Origin of the sequence: Amycolatopsis sp. NPDC058278, from assembly GCF_042881395.1 — a bacterium.
In the GTDB taxonomy this organism is placed as follows: domain Bacteria; phylum Actinomycetota; class Actinomycetes; order Mycobacteriales; family Pseudonocardiaceae; genus Amycolatopsis.
Map to the genome: position 1 here is coordinate 1 of NZ_JBHVXZ010000217.1, position 8,008 is coordinate 8,008.

At 72.6% G+C, this 8,008-nt stretch carries 7 protein-coding genes; 3 read left to right on the top strand and 4 right to left on the bottom strand.

The annotated features are described in order from the left end of the window. Positions 1-140 precede the first annotated feature (140 nt). Both ACFVYA_RS48505 and ACFVYA_RS48510 read right to left on the bottom strand, forming a co-directional pair. Complete coding sequence (locus ACFVYA_RS48505; RefSeq protein ID WP_387055260.1) at positions 141-1,349, bottom strand: MFS transporter; 1,209 nt, start codon at positions 1,347-1,349, stop codon at positions 141-143. 425 nt (positions 1,350-1,774) lie between these two features. Beyond that, positions 1,775-2,770: a LacI family DNA-binding transcriptional regulator gene (locus ACFVYA_RS48510; RefSeq protein WP_285990691.1), complete on the bottom strand. Its 996-nt coding sequence runs from the start codon at positions 2,768-2,770 to the stop codon at positions 1,775-1,777. 130 nt (positions 2,771-2,900) lie between these two features. Here ACFVYA_RS48510 and ACFVYA_RS48515 point away from each other — a divergent pair, with 130 nt between their 5' ends. The 3 genes from ACFVYA_RS48515 to ACFVYA_RS48525 all read left to right on the top strand — a co-directional run bounded on the left by ACFVYA_RS48515 (position 2,901) and on the right by ACFVYA_RS48525 (position 6,631). After that, the gene (locus ACFVYA_RS48515) at positions 2,901-4,559 is read left to right on the top strand and encodes a peptide-N4-asparagine amidase (protein WP_387055262.1); all 1,659 of its coding nucleotides are present in this window, start codon (positions 2,901-2,903) and stop codon (positions 4,557-4,559) included. A 96-nt stretch (positions 4,560-4,655) separates the two neighbouring features. Further along, positions 4,656-5,300, top strand: coding sequence for a class I SAM-dependent DNA methyltransferase (locus ACFVYA_RS48520; protein ID WP_387055264.1), 645 nt, complete (start codon positions 4,656-4,658; stop codon positions 5,298-5,300). A gap of 53 nt (positions 5,301-5,353) precedes the next feature. Then, positions 5,354-6,631: a cytochrome P450 gene (locus ACFVYA_RS48525; protein ID WP_387055267.1), complete on the top strand. Its 1,278-nt coding sequence runs from the start codon at positions 5,354-5,356 to the stop codon at positions 6,629-6,631. A gap of 5 nt (positions 6,632-6,636) precedes the next feature. Here the strand turns inward: ACFVYA_RS48525 and ACFVYA_RS48530 are convergent, their stop codons facing one another. Together ACFVYA_RS48530 and ACFVYA_RS48535 are read right to left on the bottom strand one after the other, a co-directional pair. Next, on the bottom strand, positions 6,637-7,593 hold the full coding sequence (locus tag ACFVYA_RS48530) for a DUF1152 domain-containing protein (protein ID WP_387055269.1): 957 nt from the start codon (positions 7,591-7,593) through the stop codon (positions 6,637-6,639). 40 nt (positions 7,594-7,633) lie between these two features. Continuing rightward, on the bottom strand, positions 7,634-8,008 hold a 375-nt coding region (locus ACFVYA_RS48535), incomplete at its 5' end, for an alpha-ketoglutarate-dependent dioxygenase AlkB (protein WP_387055271.1).

The following is an 8,008-nucleotide window of genomic DNA, read 5'->3' on the forward strand; positions in this document are numbered from 1 at the left end:
CCGTCCCCGCCGCTGGGGGGGCGGGCCCGCTACCACCAGGCGGGGGCGGGGGGGGGCGGGGGGGCGCGGGCCGGGGGGGGGATGGTGGCCGGGGGGGGGCCCGGGCCCCCCCCCCCGCCCCACCACCCGGTTTCAGCGCTTCAGGCTCGGGCGGCGGCGAGTTCTTCGGTCCGCCGGAACGCGGCGGGGGAGAGCTGGAACCACACGAGGACCGCACTGACGGCCTGGACGCCGGCGCCCATCACCCAGACGGCACGCAGGCCCCAGTGCGCCGCGACCAGGCCGCCGGCCAGCGCGCCCAGCGGCGTCAGGCCCCAGGCCAGCGCCCGGTGGCTGGTGAGCACCCGGCCCAGCAGCGGCGCCGGGGTGAAGCGCTGGCGGCTGGACTGCGAGCAGACGTTCCAGACCAGCACGGTCGCCGTCAGGGAGATCAGCACGACACCCACCAGCGGCGGCCACGGCGGGACGACGGCGATCAGCAGCGTCACCACGGCGCCGAAGCTCTGCGAGAGCCGCATCGACCACGAGTAGCCGAGCCGGTTCACCACCTTCTGCACCACGAACGACGACGCGACCCAGCCGACGGCGAGGCAGGCGAGCAGCAGGCCGTAGCCGACCGGGCCGACGTGCAGGACCTGGGTCGCGTAGAGCACGAACATCGAGTTGCCGGCACTGGCGGCGAACGAGCCGAGGGCGACGTTGATCGTGATCGACCGCAGCAGCGGCGTCCGCACCAGGTGCCGCAGCCCGCCCGAGAGGTCCCGCAGGGGGTGGGTCGTCGCCGCCACAATCGACTGCGACGGGATCCGGCGGGCCAGCACGAGCGCGCCCAGCGCGCAGCCCGCGGCCAGCCAGGCGGGCGAGCCGGCGGCGAACGCGATCAGGAACCCGGTCAGCGGCGGTACGACGAACCGCACGACGCCCTGGTCGATCACCGTGAGCCGCGCGTTGGCGTGGGCCAGCCGGCCGGGTTCGACGAGTTCCGGCACGAGCGCGCCGCTGGCGCCGTCCCCGAGCACCCGCGCCGAGGTGATGACGAAGGCGACGACGAGCAGCACGGGCAGGCTGAGCAAATCGGCCGAGGCGACGACGGCGAGCACCACGGCGGCCCCGGCGAGCACGGCGTAGGCCCAGGCCAGCACGACGGTCCTGCGCACCCGGTCGATGAGCACCCCGGCGAACAGGGAAAGCAGCAGCCACGGAGCTTCCCCGACGACGTTGATCAGCGAGACTTCGCGCGGATCGGTGGTGACCGAGACCGCGAGCAGCGGAATGGCCGCCAGCATCAGGCCTTCCGCGGACGAACCGGACACCGCCACGGCCTGCAGCCGCACCCACCTCGACGCCATGCTCCCGAGCTTGCCGAACCGATCGGTGAATTCCAACCGATTTGAGGTGCGGTGGCGGCCGGATGTCCCGGGATCGCGCCGGAGTAACAACGTGGCGAGCCGGTCGACCCGGCGGCCCAGGCCGCGCGCATCAACCGCCGTGGCACGGTGATCGCCGCGTTGATCGGCGGCCTGTTCGCCGCCTACAAGGTCGACAGTGACCAGGGCGCGGCCGCGGTCCCGCCCGGACGGGGATGTCGACCTGTACTTCGGAGATCCGGGCCTGATGGTCAGCCGGTCGGCGATGTACTCCTACAACGGCGGCGAGAATGCGCCGAGTGTCGCCTGCCTAAGGCGGTGGCCAATGACAAGCCCGCCCCGGGCGGGCCGACGATGTCGTTGGCGGGGGAGCCAGTACGACGTGAGCCGCGGGGGCGCCGGCGGGGTCAGCGGCGCACCCGGGTCGATTCGCGGACGACCAGCTCCGGGGTGAACACGACGGCCTGCCGTTCCGGCTTCGGGTCCGACGTCTCCGCCAGCAGCAGTTCCGCGGCCGTGCGGCCGAGCCGGCGGGCCGGCTGGCGGACCGACGTCAGCGGGACCGCCGCCGCGCCCGCGAACTCGATGTCGTCGTAGCCGACGATCGCCATCTCGTCCGGGACGCGGACGCCCGCGCCGACCATCGCCTGCAGCACGCCCAGGGCGAGGAGGTCGTTCGCGCAGAACACCGCCGTCGGCCGGGGGCTCGCGCCGAGCAGGCGCGCGCCGGCGTCGCGGCCGGAGGTGACGTCGAGGCCGATCGCCTCCAGCACGGTCAGTTCCGCTCCGGAGCCGGCCAGCGCGTTGCGCAGCCCCTGCTCGCGGTCGCGGCACTGGGTGAGGATGGCGGGGCCGTTGACGAACGCGATCCGCCGGTGCCCGGTTTCCAGCAGGTGCCGTCCGCCGAGCGCCCCACCGGCGACGTCGTCGACCGACACCGAGCTCGCCTCCGACGCCGGGGCCTTGCGGTCGACGAAGACGTACGGCGTGCCGGTGCGCCGGAACGTCCGCAGGGCTTCGCCGGACGTCGCGACCGGGCTCAGCAGCACCCCGCGGACCCGCTGCTCGGCGAACATCGCCAGGTACGACGCTTCCAGTTCGGACCGCTGGCCGCTGTTGCCGGTGATGATGTTGAGGCCTTCGGCGTGCGCGGCCTGCTCGGCCCCCCGGGCGACGTCGACGAAGAAGGGGTTCCCGAGATCGAGCACGAGCAGCCCCAGGACGCGGCTGCGCCCGGCCCGCAGCTGCCGGGCGGACTCGTCCCGGACGTACCCGAGCTCCTCGATCACCGAAAGCACCCGGTTCCGCGTCGCGGCCGCGACGACGTGCGGCCGGTTGACCACATTGGACACCGTGCCGATGGAGACGCCCGCCCGCTTCGCGACGTCCTTGATGCCGACCACCGGACCCCCTCGCTGAGAAGGCGTGAGCTTATCACGGTCTGAAACGTTTCAGAAGCGGATTACCGACGTTGGTCGGATGATCGCGCCGCTAGGCTCCAGCCGGGTGTGCCTGCCACTGGGAGGAGTCCGGGTGCGGATCTTCACGATCGTCCTGTCGCTGGTGCTGACGTGGGTGTTCGCCGGGGCGGTCGCTTCGGCTTCGCCGGTCGTGGAAGGCGATACCGACAATCCCGTCACCGCGGCGCCGGGTGTCACGCGGCCGGACTCGCCGCACTGCAGCGTCACGCTCGCCGACGGCTTCCGCTCGAACGCCGCCGATGGCAGCCCGCAGTTCTACGAAGGCACCCTCGCGCCGCCGAAGGCCTGTCCGGGGCCGTGGGCGAAGGTCGTCATGGACCAGACCGTCACCGTGAGCGGGCGGCAGTACGACCGGATCGGCGACCTGCGTATCGGCGGCACCGAGGTCTGGTGGGGGACCACCGAGGAGCCCAGCGGCGAGGGCCGCCGCGCGATCACCTACCACTTCGACAAGGACCTGACGCCCTACAGCGCCTTGCTGCGGACCCCGCAGCCCTTCCGCGGCGGCGTCGAGAACTACACCTCGCCGATCTACACCGGTGTCTACGCCCAGACCGTGACGCTCACCTACTACCAGGCGGACCGGAAGCACCCCGCGGCCGCGGCGCCCGACCACGTCGCCGGGTTCGGGCACGCCGACGCGACGCCCGCCGCGCCCACCGTGCACTTCGGCGCGCAGGGCCTGCCGCGCAACATCACCCGCGCCTACCTGGAGGTCACGCTCGAAGGCCACGCCTGCGACGAACAGTGGTTCGACGACGTCCCCGACACCGTGGCCGCGAAGTACCCGGCCGCCGGGCTCTGCGGGAAGGGCCCCTACCGCGAGGCGAACTTCGCGATCGACGGCGTGCCCGCAGGGAGCGCGTTCACCTTCCCGCACATCTACTCCGGCGGGATCGTGCCGCAGCTGTGGCGGCCGGTGGTCGCGATCGACACCTTCAGCCTGCATGCGGAGACCTACGACGTCACCCCGTTCGCGGGCCGGCTCGTCGACGGCGGTGCCCACGACCTCTCCTTCTCCTTCCCGGACATCGGCGGCGAATTCACCGTCGTCCCGACGCTGCTGCTCTACACCGACAAGAACGCCACCCAGACCTCCGGCGCCCTCACCCAGGACGACGTCGCGGCCGCACCGGCCCGGCAGACGACGGTCAAGGACATCTCCGGCGGCGTGAACGTCACGGTCACGGCGAAGCGCCACGACGTCACGGCGGGCTACGTCGACACCTCCGCCGGCCGGGTGTACACCCGCGTCGAGCGCACCCGCGACTACCGCAACAGCGACGACGTCACCGGCGGCGGCTTCACGCAGCACGTCGTGCAGGCGGACGCCGGGCAGCAGACGTCGACGTCCACAGTGGACGGCCGGGTCCGGTCGGCGGACCGGCACACCTGGTCCTACCCGCTGACGACCGACGCGACGGCGAACATCACCGACGACCAGAACCTCCGGATCTCCGGCTCGGTGGACATGACGAAGACCCTCGGCGACTTCACCGGCGACGGCCGGAACTGGCGGCCGGTGCGCGCGTCGCGGGAGTGGCTGGCCTCCTCCGGCGTGCTGGCCCGCACGAACGGCGTCAACACCGAAGCCGACGGCCACTCGAAGACGCTGTTCACCGGTACCGACGACCTGGGCCGGCCGTACTTCCACTACGTCGCGAGCGAACACGGGCTGATCACCGAGAACCGGGAGCTGCCGCGGTACTGACCACGCTGCCGCCGTGCCTTCCGGTCAGGTCTCGCGGCGTGGACACCCCGGCGGACCACCCGGGCCCGTCCGGTCCGCAGCGATAGGGTCCGGCTCGTGACCGAACCCGCCTTCGTGACCGAGACCCGGATCGCCTACGACACCGTCGCCGACTCCTACGCCGAGGAGCTGCGGGATCTGCTGGACGCCAGCCCGTGGGACCGGGCGATGCTGAACACGTTCGCCGAACTGGTCGGGGGAACCGGCCCGGTCGGGGATCTCGGCTGCGGCCCGGGCCGGCTGACCGGGTACCTGGCCTCGCTCGGGCTGGACGTGTTCGGCGTGGACCTCTCGCCCGGCATGGTCGGCGCGGCCCGCCGGGCGCACCCCGGGCTGCGCTTCGAGGTCGGTTCGCTGGCCGCGCTGGACCTCGAAGACGGCAGCCTGGCGGGTGCGCTGGCGTGGTACTCGCTGATCCACACGCCTCCGGAGGAACTGGCGCCGGTGGTGGCGGAGCTGGCGCGCGTGCTGGCGCCGGGCGGACGGCTGCTGACCGGGTTCCAGGTCGGCGACGAGCGCCGTCACGTCACCCACGGCTACGGCCACGAGGTCTCCCTGTCCGCCTACCGGTTGCAGCCGGACTTCGTCGCCGAGCTGTGCGCCGCCGCCGGGCTGGTCGTGGAAGCGCGGCTGGTCCGTGAACCGGAGGGTCCGTACGAGAAGACGCCGCAGGCTTGCCTGCTGGCCCGCAAGCCGGGGTGAACCGCGTCTCGCTCCCCGTCACCCGATCGGGCTAGTACGGTACTGTCGGTCCCATGGGGAGTCTCCGCTCACGGGTTCTGGGCTGGGTCGGCCGACGGTATCTCGCCCGGCAGTCGAAAAAGGGCTTCGACCTCGAAAAGATGTCGGCCCTCCTGCCCGACTCGGCCCTGCTGCCCCTGCGGCGCGACGGCCTCGACCCGGTCCCCGCGATGGCCGCGCAGCGGAGCGAGGCGCCGATCGGCAAGCTCGACCTGCCGTTCGGGATGAACGCCTGGCTCGTCACCGGCTACGACGAGGCGAAGGCCGTGCTCGGCAAGGCGACCGGCTTTTCCAGCGACTTCGGGAACCTCGTCGGCAACGCCGGCGTGACGGCCGACCAGAACCCGGGCGGGCTCGGCTTCGCGGACCCGCCGGTGCACACGCGGCTGCGGAAGCTGCTCACGCCGGAGTTCACCATGCGCCGGCTGAGCCGGCTGGCGCCGCGCATCGACGAAATCGTGGCCGAGCAGCTCGACGCGATGGCCGCGGCCGACGGCCCGGTCGACCTGTGGCAGGCGTTCGCGCTGCCGATCCCGTCGCTGACCATCTGCGAACTGCTCGGCGTGTCCTATGAGGACCGTGAAGACTTCCAGCGGCTGAGCACCGCCCGCTTCGACCTCTTCGGCGGCGCGAGCGCTTCGCTCGGCGCGATGTCGGAGTCGCTGACCTACCTGCTCGACATCGTCAAGAAGCAGCGTGAGCAGCCGGGCGACGGCCTGCTCGGCATGCTGATCAAGGAGCACGGCGACGAGATCGACGACCGCGAGCTGGCCGGCCTGGCCGACGGCGTGCTCACCGGCGGCCTGGAGACGACGGCGAGCATGCTGGCGCTCGGCGCGCTGGTGCTGCTGCGCGACGAAAAGGCGATGGACGCCGTCCGCGGCGACGACGAGTCCGTGCACCGCTTCGTCGAGGAGCTGCTGCGCTACCTGACGGTGGTGCAGATGGCGTTCCCCCGGTTCGCCAAGGAGGACATGGAGATCGGCGGCGTCCATATCGCCGAGGGCGACATCGTGCTCGTGTCGCTGTCCACGGCGGACCGCGACCCGAAGCTGGGCCCGGACATGGAGACGTTCGACGCGACCCGCGACCCGACGTCCCACCTGGCGTTCAGCTACGGCATCCACCGCTGCATCGGCGCGGAACTGGCCCGGATGGAGCTGCGCACGGCCTACCCGGCGCTGATCCGCCGCTTCCCGAACCTGCGGCTGGCGGTGCCCGAGGAGAAGCTCTCCTTCCGTCAGGTGTCCATTGTGTACGGTCTGGACGAGCTGCCGGTCCTGGTGGACTGACGGCTTCAGTGCGGGATGGGCCGCCACGGCCGCCGCCCGGCGCGGTCCCGGTGCGCCTCGATGACCAGGGCGACGTCGCCGGCGGTGCTCGTCCCGGCGAGCTCGCCGAGGTAGCCGACCCCGGCGGCCAGGGTCACCAGGTCCGCGGCGAAGTAGACACCCATCAGCGGGTTCACGAACAGCTCGCTGCCCGCGGTGCGGGAGCTGCCGTGCACGTCCCCGAACTCACCTCGCAGCGCCGCGGCGATCTGCCCCTGGACGATGCTCGGCCGGTCCGGCGTCGCGCGGTTCGCGTGCGCGACGGCGTCGAGGTAGGCCGCCGCTTCCGGCGATGCCGACGGGATCGACAGCGCGCCCAGGTACCCGCCGTCCCGGTCGAGGGCGGCGAGGTTCTCGAGCACGTGCGCGTGGCAGACGCCGTGGAAGGCGTCGATACCGAAGCCGAGGCTGACGACGAGGCGGTCGACGCCCTCGAGCGCGGCCACCGCGGCGAGGCTGGCCATGTCCTCTTCCGGGGTGCCGAGACCGGACTCGTCCCCGCGCAGCAGGATGTCCGTGCCCCCGTCGACGAGAACCACCGCGTCGACCGCGAGCCGCGCGACCAGCGCTTCGTAGGCCGCCCGCAGCGGCCCGGCGCCGACCCGGGGGAAGGCGTGCACGACCGGCGGCCACCGCCGGGTTTCCAGCCACCGCGCGAGGGTCCGTTCCGGGAAGTAGCCCTCGTCGCCCGCGCTGCCGGGCCGCACCCGGGCGACGTCGGGAGCGATCCAGTCGTCGAGGTCGAGCCGGTTCAGGTCGCTGAACGCCAGGTTCGCGAGGTGGACCTCCTTGCCCTGGGCGTGCAGGGCGAAGGCGAGCGGAAGGCCGGCGTAGACGTCGAACCCGCCGCCCGCGCCGGCGATCAGGACCCGGCGGGCCGGCCGCAGCCGGGTGAACAGCGGGGGCTCCGCGAGCGTGAACACCCCGCCATCGTACGGAAAGAGGCGTCCGTCCCAGCCGGACTCAACGGACCCCGCGGGGCCGGAACTGGATGCTGATCCGCGGACCGGCCGCCCGGGCCGTCTTCGGGATGGCGTGTTCCCAGGTGCGCTGGCACGAGCCGCCCATCACGATCAGGTCGCCGTGGCCGAGCGCGTAGCGGTGTGACTCGCCGCCGCCGCGGGGGCGGAGGGCCAGCTGGCGTGCCGTGCCGACCGAGAGGATCGCGACCATCGTGTCCTCGGTGCTGCCGCGGCCGATCGTGTCGCCGTGCCAGGCGACGCTGTCCCGGCCGTCGCGGTAGTAGTGCCTCGGCAAGGAACGTTGACGTGGTAACCGTGTCGCGTGGACATCCGGGCTGGTGATCGCGAAGCTGGCCGGTGGAGGTGAGTCATGGCG

Coding starts and splice junctions, on each gene's coding strand:
- ACFVYA_RS48525 (WP_387055267.1), top strand. CDS start 5,354: ATGGGGAGTCTCCGCTCACGGGTTCTGGGCTGGGTCGGCCGACGGTAT.
- ACFVYA_RS48505 (WP_387055260.1), bottom strand. CDS start 1,349: ATGGCGTCGAGGTGGGTGCGGCTGCAGGCCGTGGCGGTGTCCGGTTCG.